Here is a 26,540-nt window from a genome sequence, read left to right on the forward strand (position 1 = left end):
ACTTTCGAGGTCATTGTGGGAAAAATCATTGCGGTTGCTAACCAAAAAGGTGGGGTTGGTAAAACAACAACATCTGTTAATTTAGCTGCCTCACTAGCAGCAACCAAACGAAAAATATTATTAATTGATTTAGACCCTCAAGGCAATGCCACTATGGGCAGTGGAATCGATAAGTATGAAGTACACGCAACATGCTATGAATTACTTGTCGAACAAAAGTCTTTCGAAGAAGTGGTATGTCGAGAAACGTCAGGTTTATATGATTTAATTGCCGCCAACACTGATGTTACTGCTGCTGAAATCAAATTAATGCAAGTGTATTCTCGAGAACATCGTCTAAAAAATGCCTTAGCCCCTATTCGCGATCAATATGATTATATTATAATTGACTGCCCTCCTTCATTGAATATGCTGACAGTGAACGCCATGACTGCTGCTGATTCGGTGTTGGTGCCCATGCAATGTGAATACTATGCATTAGAAGGCTTAACAGCACTTATGGACACAGTTTCGCAGTTAACATCGGTAGTGAATGCTGACTTACACATAGAAGGCATTTTGCGAACGATGTACGACCCCCGTAACCGATTAGCTAATGATGTCTCAGAACAATTGAAACGTCATTTTGGTGATAAAGTTTACCGAACCGTAATTCCACGTAATGTCCGTTTAGCTGAAGCACCCAGTTTTGGCTCACCAGTAATGTATTACGATAAGTCATCAACTGGTGCAAAAGCGTATTTAGCACTTGCCGGTGAAATATTACGTAAAGCAGAACAAAAAAAACAAAAACCTGAAAAAACAATTGATTAACTATTTAGATAAACCCGAAGGAAAATTATGAGTCCAGCAAAACGTAGAGGCCTAGGTCGTGGCCTTGATGCATTATTAACATCAAATAAAGAAACTGATGATGCGACTCAACGTAATTTATCTTCTAATCAAGACAGTGAATTACAATATTTACCCATAGAGCAATTACAACAGGGTAAATACCAACCCCGCAAAGATATGTCGGCTGAGGCTTTAGAAGATTTATCAAATTCTATTCTTTCTCAAGGAATTATACAGCCAATTGTTGTTCGAAATATTAGTGAAAACAATTATGAAATAATTGCTGGCGAGCGTCGATGGCGAGCCGCGCAATTAGCTAAAATGGACAAGGTTCCTTGTTTAATTAAAAATGTACCCGATGAAGCTGCAATCGCTATTGCCTTAATTGAAAACATTCAGCGTGAAGATCTTAATGCAATGGAAGAAGCTATTGCATTAGAGCGTTTATTAACAGAATTTGAGTTAACGCACCAAGAAGTAGCCAATGCGGTGGGTAAATCTAGAACGACTGTTTCTAATCTACTGCGTTTAAATAATCTCAACGAAGACGTTAAGACATTGCTAGAACACGGTGATATCGAAATGGGACATGCACGTGCGTTACTAGCATTAGAAAAAGACATACAAAGTAATGCGGCTAGAACTGTTGTTGCTAAAGATTTAACCGTTCGTGAAACAGAAGCGTTAATTAAAAAGATACAAGCACCAGAGAAGGTGATTGAAGAAAAAGAAAAAGACCCAGATACTAAAAGTTTAGAGCAAAATTTATCAGAAAGATTTGGTTCACAGGTGACAATTGCTCATAACAAAAAAGGTAAAGGAAAATTGGTTATCTCCTACAGCGACCTATCTGAGCTTGATAGTATTATTTCTCGCTTCAACTCTTATTAGATTGCGCGCATATTATATTTAAGGTAGTTAACGGGTAATAATAAAAAATATTGTTTATTACCCATTAACCACGATAAAAAATAAGTTTTATTTAACTATTTTATCTTTAGTTATGTCATTCAAAGGTAACGTTTTCATTTTCGATTAAAGCTTTCTAAATTTAGTGTTAAATTTTGTACATATTGGGGCAATCAACGCCCTATTTTGTTGCATTAGTGCTGTAATTAAGTATACTTGCGACGACTTTTTTAAAGTTAAAGTATTAACTTTAAAAAATACTATGACTACGAAGCATTACGTTGGAGACCGCAGTGGCGAAAGGTTATCAAAATTTATTAACTACGCCTGGTCGAAAATTAGCGTCGAGACAAATCGGTATAATGACAATGTTGGTCGTTATATGCGCGGTAATAACATATTTCAATTGGGGACTCTTATACGCTTACTCTTTACTTGTAGGTGGAGTAGTGGTGATAGTTCCTAATATTATTTTCGCTTATAAAGCATTTAAGTATGCAGGTGCAAATGCCTCAAGAAAGGTTATGGAATCTTTTTATACCGGCGTAAAATTAAAAATGCTCTATACAGCGTTATTATTCGCGCTAGTATTTAAATTTTTAGTGATTTCACCCTTAATATTTTTAAGCACATATTGTGTGGTGGTGTTTTTAACATTACTACTGCCAGTTTTTTTAACTGAACGTTAATTCACTGGCGATAAAGATTTATAAACTTTAACTTTTGGGATAATAAAATGGCAGAAGAAGTCACCTTATCAAGCCATATCCAACACCATTTAACTAATGCAAAAATGTGTACAACCGATACTGGTTTAGCATTTAATAAAGCATGTAGTGACAGTGGGTTTTGGACATGGCATATAGATACACTAGCATGGTCAATTGGCCTAGGTATGCTGTTTTTGTGGACTTTTCGCAAAGCTGCTAAAGGAGCTACTGTAGGTGTTCCTGATAAATTTCAATGTTTTATTGAAATGGTTGTCGAGTTTGTCGGTGACAACGTTAATAAAACGTTCCAAGGAAAAAGTACATTAATTGCACCATTAGCCTTAACGATATTTGTTTGGGTCTTTTTAATGAACTTAATGGACTTAATTCCAGTTGATTTCTTACCTGCATTTGCTGGTTTTGTCGGTGAAACTGCTTTCGGCATGGACAGTCACGATGTCTACATGAAAGTTGTACCAACAACAGATATTAATTTAACGGCTGCTCTAGCACTTGGCGTGTTTTTATTGATGATTTTTTATTCAATAAAAATAAAAGGTCTTGGCGGTTTTGTTAAAGAATTAACCTTGCACCCGTTCAACACCAAAAACAAGTTAGCGATGGTATTTTTGATCCCTTGTAATTTATTACTTGAAACCATTGCTCTTGTTGCTAAGCCATTTTCGTTAGCACTACGTTTGTTTGGTAACTTATATGCAGGTGAATTAATATTCATCTTAATTGGCGCTGTTGGTTTGATGCAGCTTCCATTGCACTTTGTCTGGGCTGTATTCCATATATTAGTTATCGTATTGCAAGCATTCGTCTTTATGATGCTAACAATCGTTTACTTAAGTATGGCGAGTTCTGATAATCATTAATTTTTAACCTTTAACCTTAACTTTAACTTTAACTTTAACTTTACAATTAAAACTTTGGAGAAAAAAATGGAACAAATATTAACAATGCCTGAAGCGATTAAGTTTATCGCAGTTGCTTTACTAATCGGTTTTGGTGCTATTGGTACTGCAATTGGCTTTGGTAACATGGGTGGTAAATTCTTGGAAGCGTGTGCACGTCAACCAGAACTAGCTCCTTCACTACAAGTGAAAATGTTTATTTTAGCTGGTTTAATCGATGCCGTTGCTATGATCGGTGTTGGTATCGCGATGGTATTATTGTTTGTACTTTAATTTCATTATTTGAACAGCTTACTATTAAGGAGGAGCGGTTGTGAATTTAAACGCCACTCTAATTGGTGAATTAATAGCATTCGTTGTTTTTGTTTGGTTCTGCATGAAATATGTATGGCCACCATTGAACGATGCTATTGAAGCTCGCCAGAAAAAGATCGCTGATGGACTTGCTGCTTCAGACCGTGCTGCAAATGATCTTGAGCTTGCTCAAGAAAAAGCTACTGCTCAACTTAGAGAAGCTAAGTCACAAGCTGCCGAAATTATCGAAGCAGCGAAAAAACGTGAAACGCAAATAGTTGAAGAAGCTGCAGTAAAAGCTCAAGCTGAGAAAGAAAAAATCTTAGCTACAGGTCACACAGAAATCGAAACTGAACGTAACCGTGTTAAAGAAGAATTGCGCAAACAATTTGCTATTCTTGCTGTCGCCGGTGCCGAGAAGATTCTTGAACGTTCTATTGATGCCGCCACACATAGTGACATCTTAGATAAATTCGTCGCTGAACTTTAAGAGGGAATAGAGCTATGTCTGAATTGACAACTGTCGCTCGTCCTTACGCTAAAGCAGCGTTCGATTTTGCTGTTGAAGCAAAGGCTATTGATAGCTGGTTATCACAGCTGACCTTTGCTGCTGAAGTTGCCAAAGATGAAACCATTAAAGGGGTTCTTTCTGGTGGTGCTTCAGTCGAGCAGGCACAAGCACTTTTTTTAAGTGTTTGTGGCGAGCAAATAGACAGTCAAGGCCAAAATTTCTTGAAAATAATGGCAGAAAACGAACGCTTGTTGGTGCTACCACATGTTTTGACGCAATTTTTAGCACTTAAAGCTGAATTTGAGCAAGAAGTTACTGTGGATGTAACCTCAGCTGTAGAAATTACAGCAGAGCAAAAAACAACACTTAGCGCCGCGCTTGTAAAGCGTCTGGCTCGAAAAGTAAAGCTTAATTGTATTGTCGATGCGACTATTATTTCAGGTTTAATTATTAAAGCTGATGACATGGTAATTGATGGCTCTATACAAGGTAAATTGAGCCGTTTAGCAACAATTTTACAATCCTAGAATAAGGGAAAAGAGCATGCAACTGAATTCCACTGAAATCGCCGAACTGATCAAAAATCGTATTGAACAGTTTGACGTTGTCAGCGAAGCTCGCAACGAAGGTACTATCGTTTCTGTAACTGATGGTATTATTCGTATACATGGCCTTGCTGATGTAATGCAAGGTGAAATGATCGAACTTCCTGGTAGCCGTTTTGCTATCGCGTTAAACCTTGACCGTGATTCGGTCGGTGCGGTAGTTATGGGTCCATACGCTGACTTAGCTGAAGGCGTAAAAGTTAAAAGTACTGGTCGTATTTTAGAAGTACCAGTAGGTCGTGGTTTATTAGGTCGAGTGGTTAACACTTTGGGTGAACCTATTGACGGTAAAGGACCTATTGAAAATGATGGTTTTTCTCCTGTTGAAGTTTTAGCACCAGGTGTTATCGAACGTAAATCTGTTGATCAACCTGTACAAACAGGTATTAAATCAATTGATTCAATGATTCCAATTGGCCGTGGCCAACGTGAACTTATCATTGGTGACCGTCAAATTGGTAAGTCTGCCATCGCTTTAGATGCCATTATTAACCAAAAAGATACTGGTATTAAGTGTGTATATGTAGCAATAGGCCAAAAGGCTTCTACAGTTGCTAACTTAGTACGTTCTTTAGAAGAACACGGCGCGTTAGATAATACTATAGTTGTTGTTGCTGGTGCTTCTGAAGCTGCCGCACTACAGTACTTGTCAGCATATTCTGGCTGTACTATGGGTGAATACTTCCGAGATCGTGGTGAAGATGCATTAATCGTATATGATGATTTGTCTAAGCAAGCAGTTGCTTACCGTCAAATTTCATTACTTTTACGTCGTCCACCAGGTCGTGAAGCTTACCCAGGTGACGTTTTCTATCTTCATAGTCGTTTACTTGAACGTGCTGCTCGTGTAAACGAAGCATACGTAGAAAAGTTTACCAACGGTGCAGTTAAAGGTAAAACGGGTTCATTAACGGCTTTACCTATCATTGAAACGCAAGCGGGTGATGTATCTGCTTTCGTACCAACTAACGTAATATCAATTACTGATGGTCAGATTTTCTTAGAGTCTAACCTATTTAACTCAGGTATTCGTCCTGCTGTTAACGCTGGTATTTCTGTTTCTCGTGTTGGTGGTGCTGCGCAAACTAAAATCATCAAGAAGTTAGGTGGTGGTATACGTTTAGCCTTAGCACAATATGCTGAATTAGCTGCATTTGCTCAATTTGCTTCAGATTTAGATGACGCGACTCGTGCTCAATTAGAGCATGGACAACGTGTTACTGAACTGATGAAGCAAAAGCAATACAGTCCATTGTCAATTGCTGAAACAGCTGTATCGTTATTTGCTGCAGAAAAAGGTTACTTAAACGATGTTGAAATCGCTAAAGTGGTTGATTTTGAAGATGCATTACGCACTTACGTAAACAATGATCACGCTGAGTTGATGGCTACTATCAATGAAAAAGGCGACTATAACAAAGATATCGAGTCTGGTTTAGCGAAAGCAATTGAAGCTTTTAAAGCTACTCAAACTTGGTAATTTAGTTCACCTTTTTGGAGAATAGTCATGGCTGGTGGTAAAGAGATTAAATCAAAGATTGGAAGTGTAAAAAATACACAGAAGATCACCAGCGCAATGGAAATGGTTGCAGCTAGTAAAATGCGCAAAGCGCAAGATAACATGGCTGCATCTCGTCCATACGCTGAGAATATGCGAGATGTGATCGGTCGCGTCGCACTTGGTAATTTAGAATTTCGTCATCCATATATGGTTGAACGTGAAGTCAAGCGTGTAGGTTATATCGTTGTCTCAACAGACCGTGGTTTGTGTGGTGGTTTAAATATTAATTTATTTAAAAAGGTACTTGTTGATGCGGGTACACACCAAACAGCGGGCGCCGATGTTGAATTTGCCATAGTGGGTTCTAAAGCTACGTCATTTTTTAACAATATCGGTGCTAAAATAGTGTCGCAGAAGTCTGGATTAGGTGACAATCCTTCACTAACTGATTTAATTGGTAGTGTTAAGGTGATGTTGAATGCCTATGATAGTGGTGAAATAGATAGATTGTTCATTGTATATAACAAATTTGTTAATACCATGACGCAAAAACCAACAATCGATCAACTTTTACCTTTGCCTAAGTCAGATGATGACGCATTTAAGCATAGCTGGGATTATTTATACGAACCTGATGCTCAAGTTTTACTTGAAAAACTGCTCGTTCGTTATACGGAATCGCAAGTATATCAAGGTGTGGTTGAAAATCTCGCCTGTGAACAAGCTGCTCGTATGGTTGCAATGAAAGCTGCAACAGATAATGCGGGTGACTTAATTGATGATTTACAATTGGTATATAACAAAGCGCGTCAAGCAAGTATTACTCAAGAATTGGGTGAAATCTGTGCTGGTGCAGCAGCGGTATAAACAAAAGTTCTTTGTTTATTTTATTAGTAAATAAGAGCACAAGATTAGAGGATTAAACATGAGTACAGGTAAAGTCGTCCAAATCATTGGCGCAGTTGTGGATGTAGAATTTCCACAAAATGCTGTACCTCAGGTATATGACGCGTTAAAAATAACTGAAGGTAACCTTAGTGGCTTAGTACTTGAAGTACAACAGCAACTTGGTGGTGGCGTAGTTCGTACTATCGCCATGGGTTCATCTGACGGTTTACGTCGTGGTCTGAATGTAGAAAACACAGGTGAGAACATCCAAGTTCCAGTAGGTACTGCAACTTTGGGTCGCATCATGAACGTATTGGGTGAGCCTATCGATGAAGCTGGCCCAATCGGCGAAGAAGAAAAGTGGTCAATTCACCGCCAAGCGCCAGCATATGCTGACCAAGCGATGTCAAATGAGCTACTTGAAACTGGTATCAAAGTAATCGATTTAGTTTGTCCATTCGCTAAGGGTGGTAAAGTTGGTTTGTTCGGTGGTGCTGGTGTTGGTAAAACCGTTAACATGATGGAACTTATTCGTAACATCGCGATTGAGCATAGCGGCTACTCAGTATTTGCTGGTGTAGGTGAGCGTACTCGTGAAGGTAACGATTTCTATCATGAAATGAACGATTCAAATGTACTTGATAAAGTATCACTTGTTTACGGTCAAATGAACGAGCCTCCAGGAAACCGTTTACGTGTTGCCTTTACAGGTTTAACAATGGCAGAGAAATTCCGTGACGAAGGTCGTGACGTATTATTCTTTGTTGATAACATTTACCGTTATACATTAGCCGGTACTGAAGTATCTGCACTTCTTGGTCGTATGCCATCAGCGGTTGGTTATCAACCAACACTTGCTGAAGAAATGGGTGTACTTCAAGAGCGTATTACTTCAACTAAGAAAGGTTCAATCACTTCAATCCAAGCGGTATATGTACCAGCAGATGATTTGACTGATCCCTCTCCAGCTACTACTTTTGCTCACTTAGATGCAACGGTTGTATTGAGTCGTGATATCGCTTCGCAAGGTATTTACCCTGCAATTGACCCACTAGATTCTACTTCTCGTCAACTTGATCCATTAGTTGTTGGCGCTGAGCATTATGAAACTGCCCGTGGTGTTCAATCAACATTACAACGTTACAAAGAACTTAAAGATATTATCGCCATCTTAGGTATGGATGAATTATCTGAAGAAGACAAATTAGCTGTGAATCGTGCACGTAAGATTCAACGCTTTTTATCTCAACCGTTCTTTGTTGCTGAAGTATTCACCGGTTCTCCTGGTAAGTATGTGTCACTTAAAAACACTATCAGTGGTTTTAAAGGCTTACTTGCAGGTGAATACGATGATTTACCTGAGCAAGCTTTTTATATGGTTGGTTCTATCGAAGAAGCAGTTGAAAAAGCTAAAAACATGTAATTTGCTTGGGCGTGTTAGGTTAACGTAAGTCATCGACTTATTGACTATCTAACCGCCTACTTTAGGAGGTCAAAATGTCAGCAATGACGGTAAATCTAAATGTAGTAAGTGCAGAAGAGAATCTATTCTCTGGACGTATTGAATCATTACAGATCACAGGTTCAGAAGGTGAACTAGGTATTATGCCTGGTCACGCACCTTTATTGACCTCGCTAAAACCTGGTATGGCTCGTATTGTTAAATATGGTGGCTCAGTAGATGTTATATATCTTTCTGGCGGCATGTTAGAAGTTCAACCAAATAACGTAACCGTATTAGCTGATATAGCGATACGTGCAGACGATTTGGATGAAAAAGAAGTATTAGAAGCTAAGCAACGTGCAGAAAAACACATGAACGCCCATGGCGGAGATGTTGGTTTTGCTGAAGTTGCGGCTGAATTAGCGCGAGTAACTGCGCAATTACGCGTAATACAAGCGTCTAATAAAAAAGTCTAACTTTACAGACAAAGCACTAAGTTTTAGTGACAGAGAAGCGATATTTACTTAAGGTATATATCGCTTTTTTTTGTCTTTAATATACTGGCTAATTAAGTCTTACTACACAGCCACTCGGTTAAATTTACTGAACCTTGTTAAACAATTAATCTTGATGATGTAAAAATATATCAGATACTTATAGCGCTACTTGGCTATAGTTTATCTGTTAAAACAAGGTTACAATATTTGTTATTACCATCAAAAACATAAATAACGGATATACTATGTCTCTTTCAGTTGTCATTCTTGCCGCGGGTAAAGGTACTCGCATGCGTTCATCACTCCCTAAAGTACTTCACGCAATTGCTGACAAACCTATGGTTAGCCATGTCATTAATGCTGCACGCCAATTAAACGCCGATAATATCTATATTGTCTATGGCTTTGGTGGTGAAGTATTAAAAGCGACAATAGCGAATAGTAGTGCAAATGATGATTTAACATTTATTGAACAAAAAGAACAACTAGGTACCGGACATGCCGTAGATATGGCATCACCTTTCATTAAAGATAATGAAAATGTTTTAGTGCTTTATGGTGATGTACCACTGACCAAAGTTAGTACATTAGAAAAATTATTAGCGGTTAAACCAGACCATGGTATGGGATTACTAACGGTAAATTTAGCTGATCCTACTGGCTACGGTCGTATTATGCGTAAAGATAATGCAGTGGTTGGCATCATAGAGCAAAAAGATGCTTCGGCCGAACAGTTATTAATTACCGAAGCTAATACCGGCATTTTATTAGCAAATGGTGGAGATTTAAAACGTTGGTTAGCAAATTTGTCAAGTGACAATGCCCAAGGTGAATATTACTTAACTGATATTATTGCCGCATGTCATCATGAAGGTAAAACTATTGCTACTGCTCATCCCGATACCGAGATTGAAGTTGAAGGTGCCAATAATCGAGTGCAACTTGCTTCATTAGAACGAGCTTTCCAACTACGTGAAGCCGAAGCGTTAATGATAGCGGGGGCAAGCCTACGTGATCCTAACCGCATCGATATTCGTGGAAACGTAGTCATTGGAGAAGAAGTGCATATCGATATCAATTGTATTTTCGAAGGTGATGTTTCCTTAGCGAGTGGTGTGCAAATAGGAGCCAATTGTATTTTAAAAAATTGTACAATCGGCGAAAATAGCATAGTTAAAGCAAATAGTATTATCGAAGACGCCGTTGTTGGTAAAGACTGTTCTGTCGGACCATTTGCTCGACTGCGCCCCGGCTCTGTAATGAATAAAGACTCTCATGTTGGTAATTTTGTTGAAATGAAAAAAACAACCTTAGGAGCTGGGAGTAAAGCGGGACACTTAACTTATTTGGGCGATACGATTATTGGTCAAAATGTTAATATTGGTGCTGGAACCATCACTTGTAACTATGATGGCGTTAATAAGTTTAAAACCATTATAGATGACGGTGCTTTCGTCGGTTCAAATAGTTCGTTAGTGGCCCCGGTTACTATCGGTGCTAATGCCACCATAGGTGCAGGCTCTGTTATTGCTAAAGATGTAGCAGCCAGTGAATTAGCGGTTGCTAGAGGTAAACAAAGAAATATAACCGGCTGGCAAAGACCGACCAAAAAAAGCTAGGTTAATTGATATTTAAAATGAAAGGGGCGCAATATGTGCCTCTTTTTTATGTTCACTGATATTAATTAGGATTAATATCAGTGAAATAAATATTTATTGCCATAAAAGCATACTTTTGTTCTAATAGCTTAAGTTACTAAACGAAACTTATTCTGTAAGATAAGTGTCGAAACAAAAGATAAACTAATCGCATGTCAAAAAGAAACACCCAGCAGCGTCGCCACAGTATTATCTCTGAGCTTAATGAGCACGGAGAAGTAAGTGTCGATAGTCTTGCAAAAAAATTCGTTACTTCAGAAGTAACCATCAGAAAAGATTTAGCTGCGCTAGAAAATAGCGGATTATTGCTCAGACGCTACGGTGGAGCTGTGCCTTTGCCTAGAGATATTATTGAGCATAAGTCTGATAAAGTTTCGAAACGAAAGGTTTCAATTGCCAGTAAAGCGGCAACACTTATTCGTGATCATAACCGCATCATTATCGACAGCGGTAGTACGACTTCGGCCTTAGTGAAAGAGCTTAATAGCAAACAAGGTTTAATCGTAATGACCAACTCTTTAGCTATAGCTTCTGACTTGCATGCGCTTGAAAATGAACCGACATTATTGATGACCGGGGGCACTTGGGATACACATTCTGAGTCTTTTCAAGGTCAAGTAGCGGAAAGTGTCTTGAGATCTTATGATTTTGACCAACTTTTTATTGGTGCCGATGGTATCGATATAGAGCGTGGCACGACTACTTTTAATGAGCTTTTAGGGCTTAGCCGCGTGATGGCCGACGTCTCTCGTGAAGTTATTGTACTTGTTGAATCTGAAAAAATTAATCGTAAAATACCTAACGTTGAAATTCCTTGGCAAAATATAGACATACTGATCACTGATGCAGATCTGTCTGATGAACTCAAAGCCAAACTCTTAGAACAAGACGTTAAATTACTCATTGCAAAATAAAAGGAAAAAACTATGTGTGGGATCGTAGGTGCTGTAGCACAACGTGATGTAGCAGATATATTAGTTGAAGGGTTAAAACGCCTAGAATACCGTGGATATGACTCAGCCGGTGTTGCTATTATCGATAATAACAACCAATTAAACAGAGTACGCCGCTTAGGCAAAGTACAAGAGTTAGCAGACGCTTTAATAACAACCCCTTTATCAGGTGGAACAGGTATTGCTCATACGCGCTGGGCTACTCATGGTGCGCCAAGTGAAGTGAATGCTCACCCACATGTATCTAGTGAAAATATCGCTGTTGTTCATAATGGTATCATCGAAAATCATCAAAGTTTAAGAATACGTTTGCAGGGCTTGGGCTACGAATTTGTTTCAGAAACAGATACTGAAGTTATTGCTCATTTAGTTCATCTTGAATTGAAAACATCAGCGACCTTACTTGAAGCAGTACAAAAAACAGTTAAGCAGCTTGATGGCGCCTATGGCACAGTTGTACTTGATACGACCGATAAGAGTCGTGTAGTTGTTGCACGCTCTGGCAGCCCTTTAGTGATAGGTTATGGCGTAGGTGAAAATTTTATAGCCTCTGATATGATGGCGCTATTACCGGTCACGCGAAAGTTTGCTTTTCTTGAAGAAGGTGACGTTGCTGAAGTCACTCGTTTTGAAGTTAACGTATTTGATACTAACGGCGTACCCGTAAAGCGTGAAGCAAAAGAACAAGATATCAGTCAAGACAGTGGTGATAAAGGTGAATACCGTCACTACATGCTAAAAGAAACTTACGAACAACCTACGGCTATCCGAAATACTTTAGAGGGTCGCTTGTCTGGTAATGTGCTCGATATGAATACTTTTGGTGAAGGCGCGGATGAAATATTTAAGGGTATCGAACACGTACAGATTATTGCCTGTGGTACTAGCTACCATTCAGGTATGGTGGCACGGTATTGGTTAGAGTCGCTAGCGGGTGTTTCTTGTAATATAGAGATTGCTAGTGAGTTTAGATACCGAAAGTCTCATGTTCCTAAAAATGCCTTAATTGTAACTATCTCTCAGTCGGGTGAAACAGCTGATACTTTAGCGGCACTTCGCTTAGCAAAAGAGCTTGGCTATAAAGCCAGCTTAGTTATTTGTAACGTAGCCGGTTCATCTTTAGTACGTGAATCTGATCTCGCTTTCATGACCAAAGCGGGTGCAGAAATTGGCGTTGCTTCTACCAAAGCATTTACCACACAGTTAGTCGGCTTGTTAATGATGACATGGGCTATAGGTAAACATCACGGTATGAGTGAAACGGTTCAAAATGAAATCGCCAGTTCATTAATGGCTTTACCCAGTAAACTAGAAGAAGTCTTAGCATTAGCAAGTTCTATCGAAGATTTAGCAGAAGACTTTGCTGACAAACACAACGCTTTGTTTTTAGGTCGTGGCGACCAATATCCTATCGCTATGGAAGGGGCTTTGAAGTTAAAAGAAATCTCTTATATCCACGCTGAAGCATACGCCGCTGGTGAATTAAAACATGGACCATTAGCGTTAATCGATGCTGATATGCCTGTAATCGTTGTTGCGCCTAAAAATGATTTAATTGAAAAGCTTAAATCAAATGTTGAAGAAGTCCGTGCGCGCGGTGGCTTAATGTATGTGTTCGCTGACAGTGAAGCAAATTTTGCCAGTGATGATACGATGAAAGTTATTAATGTGCCGGTATGTGACGATTTAATCGCACCCATTGTTTATACGTTACCACTGCAATTGCTTTCATATTATGTCGCAATAATTAAAGGCACAGATGTTGATCAACCTCGTAACTTAGCAAAATCAGTTACCGTTGAGTAATAAGTCTTATATTAAAGAAAATTGTTGTTATCGATAAATAGGTTTGAGATCTAATCAGTAGATATGAGATCTTAATTATAAAGCGACTTACTCTTTTGAGTGGTCGCTTTTTTATTGGTCATAGATTCATTGTTAGGGTCTTTCATCTAATCTAGTCGAGTAATGACTTAAAATAAAATGCTTTAGTGCTTAAGGGGTTAATCTCGTCTGGAATTATAATTTTTTAGTCTACTAATCACTAATGCCACATAGCCGAGCTAATGTAGACACTAATTTGTCTTAATAAATAGTCCGCTTAACCTCCATTACACTTTTATCATTTTAGAAAATCACTCTTTATTTTCTACGATAACCTTGGTTGTTATCACAGCACTATTTTTATTTAAAAAAAAGTCATTAACGAGATTTTTCTCATTAATGACTTAGTTGATGCTTTACCTACAGCGCTTACATACAAATAAATATGACTATAGGACGGAATAAGCGCTTTTTATTTCTTAGAACTTGTAGCTAATACCAAAGGTAATACGACGGTCTGTTATACCTTGAGCACATAACATAGCCCCTTCATTAACACATGACTGTGTAATGTCTGACTCTGTTAAGTTGACAGCTTCAACACCAAGGTTTAAATTTTCATCGACGTCATAACTTACACTAGCATTAAGTTGTCCTCTGTCATGCGTTACGACAGGGAAGCCTAATGTAGAGTTAAGGCTAGCACCCGCTGCAGTATCTTCAGTGCGGAACGCATCACGCCACGTATAACGTAATCTTGCTGAAAGACCAAATTTTTCATAGTAAACAGCTACATTGTAAGCGTTTTCTGAAAAATCAAGTAAACCTCGTTCTGATGAATACGTGACAAAGTTTGCATCGTCATAAACACCTTGTATTGCATTAAGGATATCTGTTCCGCGTGACGCTGAAGTGTAAAAAGCTGAACCGCCTTTATACTCTTGTATGGTGTAGTTGGCGACAATGCCGAAACCTGATGCCCAACCTAAGTCTTCTTCGAAGCTGGAAAGGTCATACTGGACAGCCATTTCTATACCTGATTGAGTCGTTGTTGCAGTATCATTAAAAAGTGTTTCAACATCAACACACAAACCTGTGGTATTTGGATCTCCGATTGCATTAGGCTGAACAGCAGGGTTATAGATACCGCCTCCTGCACATGTAGGTCCAGGTTCACGCCAACCGTTTGCGTCAATTGCAGCACTTTCTAATTGAGTAACAAATAAGTTAGTACGTTCTTTTTTGAAATAGCCGATACTAACTACTGCTGCCTCAGCAAAATACCATTCAGCAGAAAGATCAAACGAAGTGACTTCTTCAGGTTCCAAACCAGCATTACCAATTTCGACAGATTGATTTTCGTTTGTACCAAATGATACCGAGGTATTTAAATCGCCAAAGTTAGGACGAAGAATGTCTTTACCCCAACCTAAACGTAAAACCACATCGTCAGTTACATCGGCAACTAAATTCAAACGAGGTAATGTATAACTATAATCACCTTTGTTTGTTGCTGGCGTTGCAACACCATTGACTACTGTATTACCTGTTGATGCAATATCTGTTGATATATGACGAACACCAAAATTACCACGGAACATTTTATATTCAAAGTTTGCTTGTGCGTATAGCGCATGCGTTTCTTCTTTTATTTTAAAAGCTGCGGTATCTGAAGGTGTTAGGTTTGAAAAGTCTTGGTTACCACCATGAGCAACAATAGCCGCTTCTAAGGTCGCTAACACACCGTCTGGGTCATTGAATGCTAAGTCTGGATTAATAATAAGAAAATTTCTAAGGGCTAGTTCTCTGCCATCAGCATCACCAAAGTGGCTAGGACCAGCAACAAGAAGTTCTGAAAACAAAGCGCCGTTTGGACTATCAACCATTTTGCTGAAGCCACCAATACGATCAGATATTGATACTGCACTATGTTTTGTTTCATTGTAGCGATAACCGAAATCAACAGAAGTGATCATACTTTCATCGATAAAATAAGTGAAATCAGTGCGGAATGCATTTTCAGAATTATCTGTAGAGCTTCTACTTATGTCTACCTGATCTAGCACAACGTTATTTGGATTAAGTAAATCATCAACAGTTGGTGCGAATGGAGAAGCAAAATCAATACCAAATGCCAATGAGTCACCAGTTAAATCATAAATAAATGGCACACTGTTATCGTTACTCGAACCATCAAGAGGCGTCAGTGGGTTAGGGTTAATAAAGTTTAATTGAGTGTTTAATGAAGGGGTAACGGTATCAGAATTTGCTGTAGATAACTCTGCACTTACAAATAAGTTATTACCTTGCCATTCACCACCAAATCTAAAAACTTCGGTGTCTGTTACACGAGCACCAGTATCACTGTTAAAGCGTAAGTTTGGATCGTCGTCATCAACTGAATTGATTGGTTGAATTGTGCCTCTGGTAGCCGCTTGAATACTGCCTAGATTTACACCATCAAGAGAGCCAAAGTTTATTGTTTCAAACTGAGAAGGTAAAGTGTAGTTAAGTACACTATTAACACCTGAACCTTGTACTCGTGTACTTTCTTGACGACGCTCTTGGCTGGTAATAATAGCATCAAAGAAAAATTTTGTGTTGTCGTTAGGGGCAAACTCAAGAGTAGTGGCAATATTGGTTGTTTCATATTCAAAATTTTCTAATTCCTGATTAAGGAATTGAATGCCGAGAAAATCGAAATCTTGAGCTGCAGGTCTTTTAGTTGCTTGATCTTCTAATGTGCCACTTCTATAGACGTCAGCGTTAACATTTTCAACAAGGCTACCATCACGGTCAACGCGTGGACGAAATGACGTAGCTTCTTGTTTAGCGTAGCTACCACTTATAACAAATCCAAATTTACCTGAGTCAAGTTCCCAGTTATCTCCGTATGCTCCTGAGAATCTTGGCTGAACACCATCAGTGGTTAAACTACTGTCTTCACCTTGTAAGCGAAGTGATCCTAATGTCTCAGTCAACTCAAGAGGACGAATAGTACGTAAATTTACCGTGCCACCAATAGAGCCTTCGGTCGTTTTAGCTTCTGGTGATTTTGTTATTTCAACACCCGCGATAATGGCCGCAGAAAGATCTTCAAAATTCATTCCACTTCGTCCAGACCCTGAGCCGACTGTAGAAGCACCATTAATTTCAACACGGTTAGCGTTACTACCACGAATTTGAACACCAGTACCTATACCAGCTGTTCTTGTGATTTGAACGCCTGTTACGTTTTCAAGAACCTCTGCAAGGTTTTGGTCAGGTAGCTTACCAATATCTGTAGCCATAATGACTTCGACCAGGTTAGCTGTTTCACGTTTTTCTGCAAGGGCAGTCGTTAGAGAGCTTCGCATACCCGTAACCTGAATTACTTCAATTTCAGTTTCATTGTTTACTTGTGGATCTATTTCAGCTTCTTGTGCACTTACCGATGCTGCAAAATTCAGCGAGGTAGCTGAAAGAATCGCTAATGTTAATTTTGATAATTTTTGTCTCATATATTTCCCCTGTGTAGTTTTTTTGAAATTTGATTTGTAAACATCTCAAAAGCCACATCTTTAATTTATAAAAATCGTCCCCTAAACCTCCAACACCTTACAAGTAAATTACTTAGTACTGATAAGGAATTACTACAGATAGTTACAATAAAAATTGGAAAGGTCAATCTTTTGGTTATACAAAACAAGTGTAAATATGTGTTAATTGGTATACCAATATTTGTTTTGTTGGTTACCAGGTTGTTTATTAATTGTTGTTTTATCTTGTAAGTTATTGAATAAACAGTTTTTGGTCGATTATTGTGCATTAGTAATAACGAATGTTTTTATTTTTATATGTATCTTTTATATTCTAATAAAATATAAAGGAGTCTATTTTATATATTGTAATGGTCTAAATAGGTTGTGGTTGAATGTTTTTTGATCAACCATATGTTTTTTATTGGTTAACCAGGGGGCGGCGCACAATTGATTCAACAATAATCTATTAGATAATAGCCATTAAAGTGATGTTTATTAGTAACAATATAAACGTTATTGTAAAACTACAGCGCTTTGTATGAGCTAAAAATATAATAAATTATCATATAATGATAAGTATGTATTTAACAATAAATTTTAGTTAAAGGGTATTTAAATCAATCGCTTGGTTTTTATCTGACTGTTATAAATGAAATGGTTAAACTATAAAATAGCTTAGATGAATACGGATAACACCTATAAGCTTCATTGTTTTTAATAAGTTAAACCAACTCTATTACCAATAATTATTGATTGGTTGACACCTATTGTTGTTTTGGTTAGTATTTAATGGTTCCTTATTGTTTCGAGTGTTTCTAAGCAATAAGTTTGTATAGACACAAGACAAGCATACCGTGTTTATACCGAAATTATTAACCGCTTGAATATAAGGTTCGGTGTTCGGTTTATATACCGAGTATTACCCTAGGGCTTAGATAATTTAGCTAAATATACTCAAATAAAATAACATGCCCATCGATAAAGTGAGCAATGTTGCACTCAGATAAACAAACAATAATATTTTTAGGAGTTAGATATGACAAAACCTATTATAGGTTTCATCGGCCTTGGCCTTATGGGCGGCAACATGGTCGAAAACCTACAAACGCGTGGCTTTCAAGTAAATGTAATGGATTTAAATAAAGAGGCGGTTGCTAAGGTAATTGCTCGCGGTAATGCTACTGAAGTCACCTCAGCGAAAGAACTCGCAGAACGTAGTGATATAGTAATGCTTGCGTTAACAACTTCTGTTGTTGTTGAAAAGCTAGTTTATGCTGAAGACGGTATTTTAGCGGGTATTAAAGAAGGTGCTGTTCTGATTGATTTTGGTACTTCTATACCAGCATCTACTCGTAAGATTGGTGGAGATCTTGCCAAGAAAGGCGCAGGGATGATAGATGCCCCATTAGGTCGAACACCCGCTCATGCTAAAGATGGCTTACTTAATATTATGGCTGCTGGTGACTTAGATACTTTTAATAAAGTGAAGCCTATTTTAGAACAGCAAGGTGAAAATGTATTCCATCTTGGCGCTCTTGGTGCAGGTCACACGACTAAGCTCATAAATAACTTCATCGGTATGACTACGGTTACAGCGATGTCACAAGCTTTTGCTGTTGCTGATAAAGCTGGCGTTGACCGCCAACAGCTTTTTGATATTATGTCGACAGGTCCATCTAACTCACCGTTTATGGGCTTTTGTAAAAACTACGCCGTAGATGGTGTAAGTGATTTAGGTTTCTCTATCGCTAATGCGAATAAAGATTTAGGTTACTTTTTAGAAATGGTCAAAGACCTTGGTACTGTGTCACAAATTGCTGAAGGTACTTCTGCCAATCTAAATGCAGCAGTTGCTGCCGACATGGGTAATGGTAACGTGCCAGAAATATTTGACTACTTCCTTAAATTGGCGAAGTAATTTCAATGTATATCATGCTAAAGTGACGAATATTGTTTTAGCATAATGACGCTATTAGTAAGGCGACCGCACTGTTGTTAGATTTTAAGTGATGAGTTGATTGACGATATAGTTAAATAAAAGGCCTCTATTAAAGAGGCCTTTTATGTTTTACCTGATATAAAGTTATAATTAAATATCGTTAGAGTGAGGAATTGAATATAGTCCACGTTTTTCACTGTTTTTTTGTTTTATTTCTTCTAACGCTCTCGACTCAACGGCATCAAATAAGGCGTTTATTAGTCGGTTAAAATGACTGTGCATAGCAAGCCTTGCTTGAGGAGCGTCTCTTAATTTTAATGCCTGATAGATCGCTTTATGCTCTGCAAGTGTTTTTGAATTATCTTTACTGCAAACACTGTCATAATCTTTAATAATTTCTGGTGTTGATGAGCGAAGCTTCCAAAGATTTTGTACGGTTAAAATCATCGCACTATTACGGGTGGCATTGGCTATAATTTGATGGAATTCTTTATCAGCGGCAGCAATAAACTGACTGTTTTCCATATCAACTAAGGTTTGATGTAAGCGAACCAATTCATCTTCGGTGATGGTTGTTGCCGCAATCGCTGCTACTTCACCTTCAATTAATGCTCTAGCTTGAGTAACCTCAAAAGCATTAATTTGCTTGTGTAAGCCCGATAATTGGTTAACCGGTTTTAAAACATAAACGCCGGAACCTGTTTTAACTTCAATTTTCTCACGAACTTCTAGGGCAATTATTGCCTCTCGAATCGTTGGTCTGCTCACTTTAAATGTTTCAGCTAATTCTCTTTCTGGTGGTAAGCGACTGCCTGCGGTGTAAATTTCAGAATCAATTAAAGCCTCTATTTTATCTACAATACCCCAAAATAGCCTGCGGTTGCTGCTCATATTATTTTCCTTAGCTAAATATAATAAAGTGATGCCCTATATAACTAATCATATAGCCTTCTGGCGCTTATGGCAAAACTATTAGGTGAGGAATTTTCTGTTTATTAATGTTTTGGTCTAGGTGTAAAGATAACTTCTGTATAAAGGTCTAGCGCTAAATTCAACTTCAATTATTACCAATTGACCGGTATTTGGTAATGTGATTTGGTTGACAATGGCTGTTGATATCAGTTAAATTAAATCGATTGTTAGTTAAAAGTACGATGTGAGCTGTTTTATTACATTAGTAATGGCGTTGGATAAGCCCGAAATGTAAAGGGAAGTGATACTTTTATTTTAGCTAAATCCAATTAATACCAATATGTTGACGTTATTTAATAGTTATTAGTAAAAACGTTAAATTTACACTTTAATTTCATAGGTTATTTTATGCAGCAAACTAAACTATCACCCTATCTACTGTGTTGTCTCACCATAACATTTTGCTTAATGTTAACAACAAACCAATTAGCGGCAAAAGAATGGTTAGTTGGCGATCAAACGGCGTATAAAAATGCATTGGAAAAAGTAAAGCCGGGTGACAATATTATCTTGTCTGACGGCATATGGAATAACTTTGAAATTTTGTTTAAAGGCGAAGGTACAAAACAAAAGCCAATAACACTAAAGGCACAAACAAAAGGTAAGGTTTTCCTGACTGGGCAATCAAATTTGAGGTTGTCTGGTAAGCATTTAGTCGTTTCAGGATTAGTTTTTAAAAATGGTTATACGCCTAGTAGTGCTGTTGTCGCTTTTAGAAGTAATAAAGAAAATTTAGCTTATCATTCACGGGTAACAGAAGTTGTTATTGATAACTTCAGTAATCCTGATAAGCGTGAGTCTGACTATTGGGTGGCTATTTATGGTCAATATAATCGTTTTGATCATAACTACCTCACCGGTAAACGTAATAAAGGGGTAACTCTTGCTGTTCGTTTAGATACAGTAGATAGTCAAGAGAATCATCATAAAATAGATCATAACTATTTTGGCCCTCGCCCTATTCTTGGCTCTAATGGTGGCGAAACTCTTCGTATTGGCACCAGCCATTATTCATTATCAAATTCATACACCGTAGTTGAAAATAACTATTTTGATCGCTGTGATGGTGAAGTAGAAATAATATCAGTTAAATCAGGACAAAATAAAATTCGTAATAATGTCTTTTTTGAGTCGAGAGGTACGCTGACCTTACGCCACGGTAATGGCAATATCATAGAAGAGAATGTCTTCTTTGGTAATGGCGTTGACCATACCGGTGGAATTCGAGTAATAAATAAAGAACAAATTATTCGTAACAATTATCTTGAAGGACTAACCGGTTATCGTTTTGGCAGTGGCTTTACTGTCATGAATGGCGTTCCTAATTCATCTATTAATCGATATCACCAAGTTGATAACGCTTTAATTGAAAATAATTCTTTAATTAATGTTGATCATATTCAGCTAGCAGCAGGAAGCGACCAAGAAAGAAGTGCGGTACCAATTAACTCTAAAGTACAAAACAACTTAATTTTTAATGATAATGGTCAACAACCTTTTACGCTATTTGACGATGTAAGTGGCATTAAATTTAAAGGCAATATTGCAAATACTGTCGCGCTAGAAAAGCTAGCATCAGGTATTAGCCAAAAGAATATTGAGCTTAAGCGTGCAGCTAATGGCTTGCTTTACCCTACCGACAAAAAACTTTTGGCTAAGGGAGCTAAAAAGAGTTTATCACCCGTTTTAAAATCAGCAACAGGTCCAAGTTGGTACAAGAAAACTGATGGTTTAGTTGCCTTTGAATCGGGTCATACTATTAATGTTAAAGCAGAAGACGATGCTTTATTTAATGCTGTGGTTTCAGCAAGTAATGGCGATGTCCTTATATTGGCTGATGGAAATTACGATGTTAGAAAGATGATTGATATTAATAAAACGGTATCGATTAAAGCGCAAAATAAAGGCATGGTTAAGGTAACTTTTCAGCGTTCTACCTTATTTCAAATTTCTGATGGAGGTAGCTTAACTCTTGATGGCTTAAATATAAATGGTAGCAACAGTCCCGATGCTTCAGGTAATACCTTAGTTCGTTCACAGAAATGGGGTATGGTTTATAACTACCGTTTTGTTATGCGTAATAGCAAGGTGAGTGGACTTGATATTAATCATTCGTTTCATTTTTTTGACGCGGGTAATGGTTCGTTTGCTGATTATATTGAGTTAACTAATAATCAATTTACCGATATCACCGGTGATTTTCTTCGCTTAAACAAAGAAATTGAAGACTTAGGTATTTATAACGCGGAATATGTCATTTTAAAAAATAACACTTTTGATAATGTACAAGGTGCTTTAGTTAACTTATATCGAGGTGGCACTGACGAAAGTACTTTTGGTCCTCATTTAGCGATGTATAAAAACGCTATTAACAATAGTGGTAATGGTAAGCGTAATAAAACTGCATCGAGTCTTTACTTGCACGGTGTACAGGTTACCAATATCGACAATAATACTTTTACTGATACTGCTGAGATCATTATTGAACATACCGTAGGCGAACCCAAAACAGCTATAAATGATAATAACTTTAAGGGTACAGCAGCGCCTAATGTGAAAGAGCTACATGCCGCAGGCCCGCATACCGCTGTGCTATTAAACAACAAGCAATCTAACTAAGAGCTTCTCTATGAAAATTTTTAATCCAATGTCATTTTATTTACCAATATGGTGTTCAGCAAAAAAGGGGCTATTTCTTCTTTCCATGCTGATTACCGCGGTACTGGCAAGTAATAAGGTGATGGCATATACGAGCCCTAATCTTGTTATTACCACTGCGGATGTCGCTGATATGCGTGGTGCTATTGAACAAAATGGACAGTTTACCGAAGCTTTTGTTGCTAATAAATTATTAGTTAATAAGCAAATAGCACAAGTGATAAATGTACCTATGCCAAAAGATGGCGGCGGCGGTTACACCCATGAGCGCCATAAGAAAAATTATAAATTGATGTACGATGCAGGGATTATTTATCAATTAACGCAAGATGAAAAATATGCAAATTACGTACGTGACATGTTGCTTGAGTATGCAAAGCTCTACCCTACTTTACCTTTGCATCCAAAAAGAAAAATGGGTAAACAAAATCCAGGTAAACTCTTTTGGCAAAGCTTAAACGAAGCGATGTGGTTGGTATATACCAGTCAAGCTTACGATTTAATTATACCTTCTTTAACATCTGCTGAAAAATCGACCATTGAAAAAGGGCTATTTCATCCTATTGTAAAATTTTTATCTGTCGATTCTCCTGAAACATTCAATAAAGTTCATAACCATGGTACCTGGACAACGGCTGCTGTTGGTATGACAGGTTATGTATTAGGTGAGCTGGACTGGGTAGAACAAGCGCTTTATGGTTTAGATAAATCTGGCAAGGGCGGATTTTTAAGACAGTTAGATGAGCTTTTCTCTCCCGCAGGTTATTACAATGAAGGTCCTTATTACCAACGTTTTGCGTTACTGCCGTTTATTACCTTTGCTAAGGCTATTCAAACCAATCAACCTGAACGTAAAATTTTTGAATACCGTGATGGAATCGTATTAAAAGCGATTGATACGACGATACAATTAAGCTACAACAATTTATTCTTTCCAATTAATGATGCGATTAAAAGTAAGGGTATCGATACTATTGAGTTAGTTAATGGTGTTGCCATAGCCTATGGTTTTACAAAAGACACAGGTTTACTTGATATTGCTAACCTGCAGAAACAGATTTTATTAACTGGCGACGGTTTAAAAGTGGCAAATGCTTTAGATAATCATCTAGCTACGCCTTATAAATTTAAGTCGGTTGCCTTTGGTGATGGTAACGATGGCGAGCAAGGTGCCTTAGTGATCATGCGCCAAAATGTTGGTGGAGAACAAGCGGTACTGTTTAAACCCGCCGCGCAAGGTTTAGGTCATGGACATTTTGATAAACTGACTTGGCAATTTTATGATAAAGGTGAAGAGATAGTCTCAGATTACGGCGCTGCTCGATTTTTAAATGTTGAAGCTAAATTTGGTGGGCGATATTTGCCAGAAAACCAAACATGGGCTAAACAAACTGTTGCGCATAACACCGTTGTTGTTGACGAAAAATCACATTTTAATGCCAATGTTGCCGTGGGTAATGCCAATTACCCTAAACTGGTGTTTTTTGAAAAAGATACTAATGTGACCATCAGTTCTGCACGTATCAATAGTGCTTATGACGGTGTTTCATTAACTCGCACCATAGCGTTAATAAAACTGCCAGAGCAGGAACAATCATTGGTTGTTGATGTTTTTGATGTTATGTCAAAGCAAGCACATCAGTATGATTTACCTGTCCATTACAAAGGTCATTTAATTAGCACAAGCTTTGACTTAAACACCCATTTAACTAGCTTGCCAGTCCTTGGCAAAGAAAATGGCTATCAACACTTATGGTTAAAAGCACAAGCTCAACCCAAGGCTGGCTTATCTCAAATTACTTGGTTAAATGATAATGGTCGGTTTTACACAAACTCGATCGTTATGGACGGTGATGCTTCCTTAATCTTTACTCAGATTGGTGCCAACGATCCGCTCTTTAACTTACGTAACGAAAATGCCTTTATCAACCGTAAAACAAAATCTAAGAATCATACCTTTGTTAGCGTATTAGAGCCGCATGGCGAATATAACCCATCAAAAGAATTTACCATCGCAGCAGTAAGCAGTGTTGAAACATTATCACATCAAAAGATTGATGATATTGATGTGGTAGAAATCATGCTTAGTGGCGATAAACATTATCTATTAGCGTTTAATGCAACTGAAAAAAATCAACGCAATGCATTTTCATTTAATGGCTCAAAATATAAATTTGATGGCCGTTTTAAATTGTTCGAAATTAAAAAATAGAGGTCAACCATGAGTCAAAGTGAAAATTTTTCATTTGGTAATGAAACAGAAATAGAAGATATAGGCGGCGGTTTAAAGCGTCAAATGTTGGGTTACAACCATGAGTTGATGGCAGTTAAGATCTGGTTTGAAAAAGGTGCCATTGGTTACAATCATGCTCACCGGCACTCTCAAGTAACCTATGTTGTTGAAGGAGAATTTCACTTTAACATTAATGGTGTAACTAAAATATTAAAGCCAGGTGATAGCTGTATGATACCACCCCATGCTGACCATGGTGCGACTTGCCATACCGGTGGAATTTTAATTGATACTTTTAGCCCTGCTCGGGAAGATTTTGTCGAAGAAGGTGCTTTTGATCATATTCACAATAAGGAAAGCAGCTAATGAAACTTAAAAATCTCCGTTGGTGGGTTATTACGTTAATCGCAATCGCCACCGTAATTAACTACATTGATCGATCTGCACTTGCTGTATTGTGGCCAGACATCGTTGAAGATTTATTTCCTGATGAATCAGCTTTTGAACGAAAACAAATCTATGCAAATATTTCCATGGTTTTCATTTTATCTTATGCTTTTGGTCAAGCAATTTTTGGCAAGATATTTGATTGGATCGGTACTCGTTTAGGCTTTGTGTTATCTATTGGTGTTTGGTCTCTTGCCACTGCCGCTCACGCATTTGCACAGGGTGTACTGAGTTTCAGTATTTTTCGCGCTATATTAGGTGTTGCGGAAGCTGGAAACTGGCCCGGTGCAGCTAAGAGTAATGCCGATTGGTTCCCGACAAAAGAACGTGCCTTAGCACAAGGTATCTTCAACTCTGGTGCTGCTATTGGCGGTATCATTGCTATTCCGTTAGTGGCCTATTTGACCGTTTATTTCAGTTGGCAAATGGTCTTTGTTGTTATTGGTTTGGTTGGTTTATTGTGGCTTATTCCTTGGATTATATTGGTAAAGGCGCCACCTAAATCACATCCTTGGATCACCGATGAAGAACGCGCATATATTTTAACGGGTCAACGAAATACTAATGTTGATGATTCTTCAACGGAAGACGAATATAACCCAAGTACGGGTGAATTACTGTCACGTAAAGAAAGTTGGGGCGTAATTATTGCTTCAGCGGCTATTGACCCTATTTGGTGGCTATTTGTTTTTTGGATCCCTATTTACCTTAACGAAGTGTATGGCATGGATGTTAAAGCTATTGGTATCTACGGATGGGTACCTTATGTGGGGGCTATGTTTGGTGCTTGGTTTGGTGGTCTTCTTGCACAGAATCGTATAAAGGCAGGCTGGAATATTGATAGAACTCGTAAGTTAACCATTACTTTGGGTTGTTTGATTATGTTGCCAGCACTATTAGCGATGGCAAGCCCTGGTGGACCCACTACAGCGGTAATGATTATGGCTGTTATCTTATTTGGCTTCCAAACCGTTATCAGTAATCTTCAAACATTACCTAGTGACCTTTTTGGTAAAAAATCTGTTGGTACACTCGCTGGATTTTCAGGCATGGCGGCAAAATTTGGCGCATTAGGCTTAACAGCGTTAGTGCCTATTTTAACTGCTGATGGTAACTACACCCCTGCTTTTGTTATCGGTGCGTCTTTAGCTATTATTGCAATGGCCGCTGTTTGGATTCTTATTCCCAAAATAGAACCATTAAAACCTAAAGCTTAAGCATG

Annotated in this window: 21 protein-coding genes; 19 read left to right on the forward strand and 2 right to left on the reverse strand. The window is 38.0% G+C overall.

All coding sequences use genetic code 11. The features are described 5' to 3' along the window. Window positions 1-15: 15 nt before the first annotated feature. The 14 genes from H4J70_RS06635 (at window position 16) to glmS (ending at window position 13,530) form a co-directional block, all read left to right on the forward strand. Window positions 16-813, forward strand: a complete 798-nt coding sequence (locus H4J70_RS06635; protein WP_070375304.1) for a ParA family protein — start codon at window positions 16-18, stop codon at window positions 811-813. A gap of 27 nt (window positions 814-840) precedes the next feature. Further along, on the forward strand, window positions 841-1,725 hold the full coding sequence (locus H4J70_RS06640; RefSeq protein WP_182217502.1) for a ParB/RepB/Spo0J family partition protein: 885 nt from the start codon (window positions 841-843) through the stop codon (window positions 1,723-1,725). 311 nt (window positions 1,726-2,036) lie between these two features. Continuing rightward, complete coding sequence (locus H4J70_RS06645) at window positions 2,037-2,432, forward strand: ATP synthase subunit I (RefSeq protein ID WP_182217504.1); 396 nt, start codon at window positions 2,037-2,039, stop codon at window positions 2,430-2,432. 47 nt (window positions 2,433-2,479) lie between these two features. Continuing rightward, complete coding sequence (atpB, locus tag H4J70_RS06650) at window positions 2,480-3,334, forward strand: F0F1 ATP synthase subunit A (RefSeq protein WP_182175911.1); 855 nt, start codon at window positions 2,480-2,482, stop codon at window positions 3,332-3,334. A gap of 84 nt (window positions 3,335-3,418) precedes the next feature. Then, window positions 3,419-3,646, forward strand: a complete 228-nt coding sequence (gene atpE / locus H4J70_RS06655; RefSeq protein ID WP_086745850.1) for a F0F1 ATP synthase subunit C — start codon at window positions 3,419-3,421, stop codon at window positions 3,644-3,646. Between the two features lie 40 nt (window positions 3,647-3,686). Beyond that, entirely contained in the window at window positions 3,687-4,157 is a 471-nt protein-coding gene (gene atpF / locus H4J70_RS06660) for a F0F1 ATP synthase subunit B (RefSeq protein WP_070375308.1), read from the forward strand. 14 nt (window positions 4,158-4,171) lie between these two features. Beyond that, window positions 4,172-4,705 (forward strand): F0F1 ATP synthase subunit delta, encoded by a 534-nt coding sequence (gene atpH, locus H4J70_RS06665; protein ID WP_070375309.1) that lies wholly within the window; start codon window positions 4,172-4,174, stop codon window positions 4,703-4,705. 16 nt (window positions 4,706-4,721) lie between these two features. After that, complete coding sequence (gene atpA, locus H4J70_RS06670) at window positions 4,722-6,263, forward strand: F0F1 ATP synthase subunit alpha (RefSeq protein ID WP_070375310.1); 1,542 nt, start codon at window positions 4,722-4,724, stop codon at window positions 6,261-6,263. 27 nt (window positions 6,264-6,290) lie between these two features. After that, window positions 6,291-7,151 (forward strand): F0F1 ATP synthase subunit gamma, encoded by an 861-nt coding sequence (gene atpG, locus H4J70_RS06675; RefSeq protein WP_070375311.1) that lies wholly within the window; start codon window positions 6,291-6,293, stop codon window positions 7,149-7,151. Window positions 7,152-7,209: 58 nt separating this feature from the next. Then, window positions 7,210-8,595 (forward strand): F0F1 ATP synthase subunit beta, encoded by a 1,386-nt coding sequence (gene atpD, locus H4J70_RS06680; protein WP_070375312.1) that lies wholly within the window; start codon window positions 7,210-7,212, stop codon window positions 8,593-8,595. 74 nt (window positions 8,596-8,669) lie between these two features. After that, the gene (locus H4J70_RS06685; RefSeq protein ID WP_070375313.1) at window positions 8,670-9,092 is read left to right on the forward strand and encodes a F0F1 ATP synthase subunit epsilon; all 423 of its coding nucleotides are present in this window, start codon (window positions 8,670-8,672) and stop codon (window positions 9,090-9,092) included. A gap of 266 nt (window positions 9,093-9,358) precedes the next feature. Continuing rightward, window positions 9,359-10,732, forward strand: coding sequence for a bifunctional UDP-N-acetylglucosamine diphosphorylase/glucosamine-1-phosphate N-acetyltransferase GlmU (gene glmU / locus H4J70_RS06690; protein WP_182250792.1), 1,374 nt, complete (start codon window positions 9,359-9,361; stop codon window positions 10,730-10,732). A 191-nt stretch (window positions 10,733-10,923) separates the two neighbouring features. Beyond that, window positions 10,924-11,685 (forward strand): DeoR/GlpR family DNA-binding transcription regulator, encoded by a 762-nt coding sequence (locus tag H4J70_RS06695; protein WP_182217845.1) that lies wholly within the window; start codon window positions 10,924-10,926, stop codon window positions 11,683-11,685. 12 nt (window positions 11,686-11,697) lie between these two features. Next, entirely contained in the window at window positions 11,698-13,530 is a 1,833-nt protein-coding gene (gene glmS / locus H4J70_RS06700; RefSeq protein WP_182222558.1) for a glutamine--fructose-6-phosphate transaminase (isomerizing), read from the forward strand. A gap of 497 nt (window positions 13,531-14,027) precedes the next feature. Here the strand turns inward: glmS and H4J70_RS06705 are convergent, their stop codons facing one another. After that, entirely contained in the window at window positions 14,028-17,048 is a 3,021-nt protein-coding gene (locus H4J70_RS06705; RefSeq protein ID WP_182250793.1) for a TonB-dependent receptor, read from the reverse strand. Window positions 17,049-18,105: 1,057 nt separating this feature from the next. On the opposite strand from H4J70_RS06705, the gene H4J70_RS06710 reads away from it, so the two are divergent. Further along, entirely contained in the window at window positions 18,106-18,987 is an 882-nt protein-coding gene (locus H4J70_RS06710) for an NAD(P)-dependent oxidoreductase (protein WP_182222556.1), read from the forward strand. A gap of 171 nt (window positions 18,988-19,158) precedes the next feature. Here H4J70_RS06710 and H4J70_RS06715 read toward each other — a convergent pair whose 3' ends face one another. Further along, complete coding sequence (locus H4J70_RS06715) at window positions 19,159-19,899, reverse strand: FadR/GntR family transcriptional regulator (protein ID WP_182217838.1); 741 nt, start codon at window positions 19,897-19,899, stop codon at window positions 19,159-19,161. Window positions 19,900-20,328: 429 nt separating this feature from the next. Here H4J70_RS06715 and H4J70_RS06720 point away from each other — a divergent pair, with 429 nt between their 5' ends. From H4J70_RS06720 to H4J70_RS06735, 4 genes are all read left to right on the forward strand, one after another. Next, window positions 20,329-22,599 carry a polysaccharide lyase 6 family protein gene (locus H4J70_RS06720; RefSeq protein ID WP_404842488.1) on the forward strand — a complete coding sequence of 757 codons (2,271 nt, stop codon included), beginning with the start codon at window positions 20,329-20,331 and terminating at the stop codon, window positions 22,597-22,599. A gap of 85 nt (window positions 22,600-22,684) precedes the next feature. Then, window positions 22,685-24,850: a heparinase II/III family protein gene (locus H4J70_RS06725; protein ID WP_182250819.1), complete on the forward strand. Its 2,166-nt coding sequence runs from the start codon at window positions 22,685-22,687 to the stop codon at window positions 24,848-24,850. Between the two features lie 9 nt (window positions 24,851-24,859). Then, a complete protein-coding gene (locus tag H4J70_RS06730) occupies window positions 24,860-25,237 on the forward strand; it encodes a cupin domain-containing protein (RefSeq protein ID WP_182217836.1) in 378 nt (125 codons plus the stop codon). Beyond that, window positions 25,237-26,535, forward strand: coding sequence for an MFS transporter (locus H4J70_RS06735; protein WP_182217835.1), 1,299 nt, complete (start codon window positions 25,237-25,239; stop codon window positions 26,533-26,535). The genes H4J70_RS06730 and H4J70_RS06735 overlap by 1 nt, the downstream gene beginning before the upstream one ends. Window positions 26,536-26,540: the final 5 nt, after the last annotated feature.

It is taken from the genome of Colwellia sp. BRX8-9 (genome assembly GCF_014077245.1).
Classification (GTDB): domain Bacteria; phylum Pseudomonadota; class Gammaproteobacteria; order Enterobacterales; family Alteromonadaceae; genus Colwellia_A.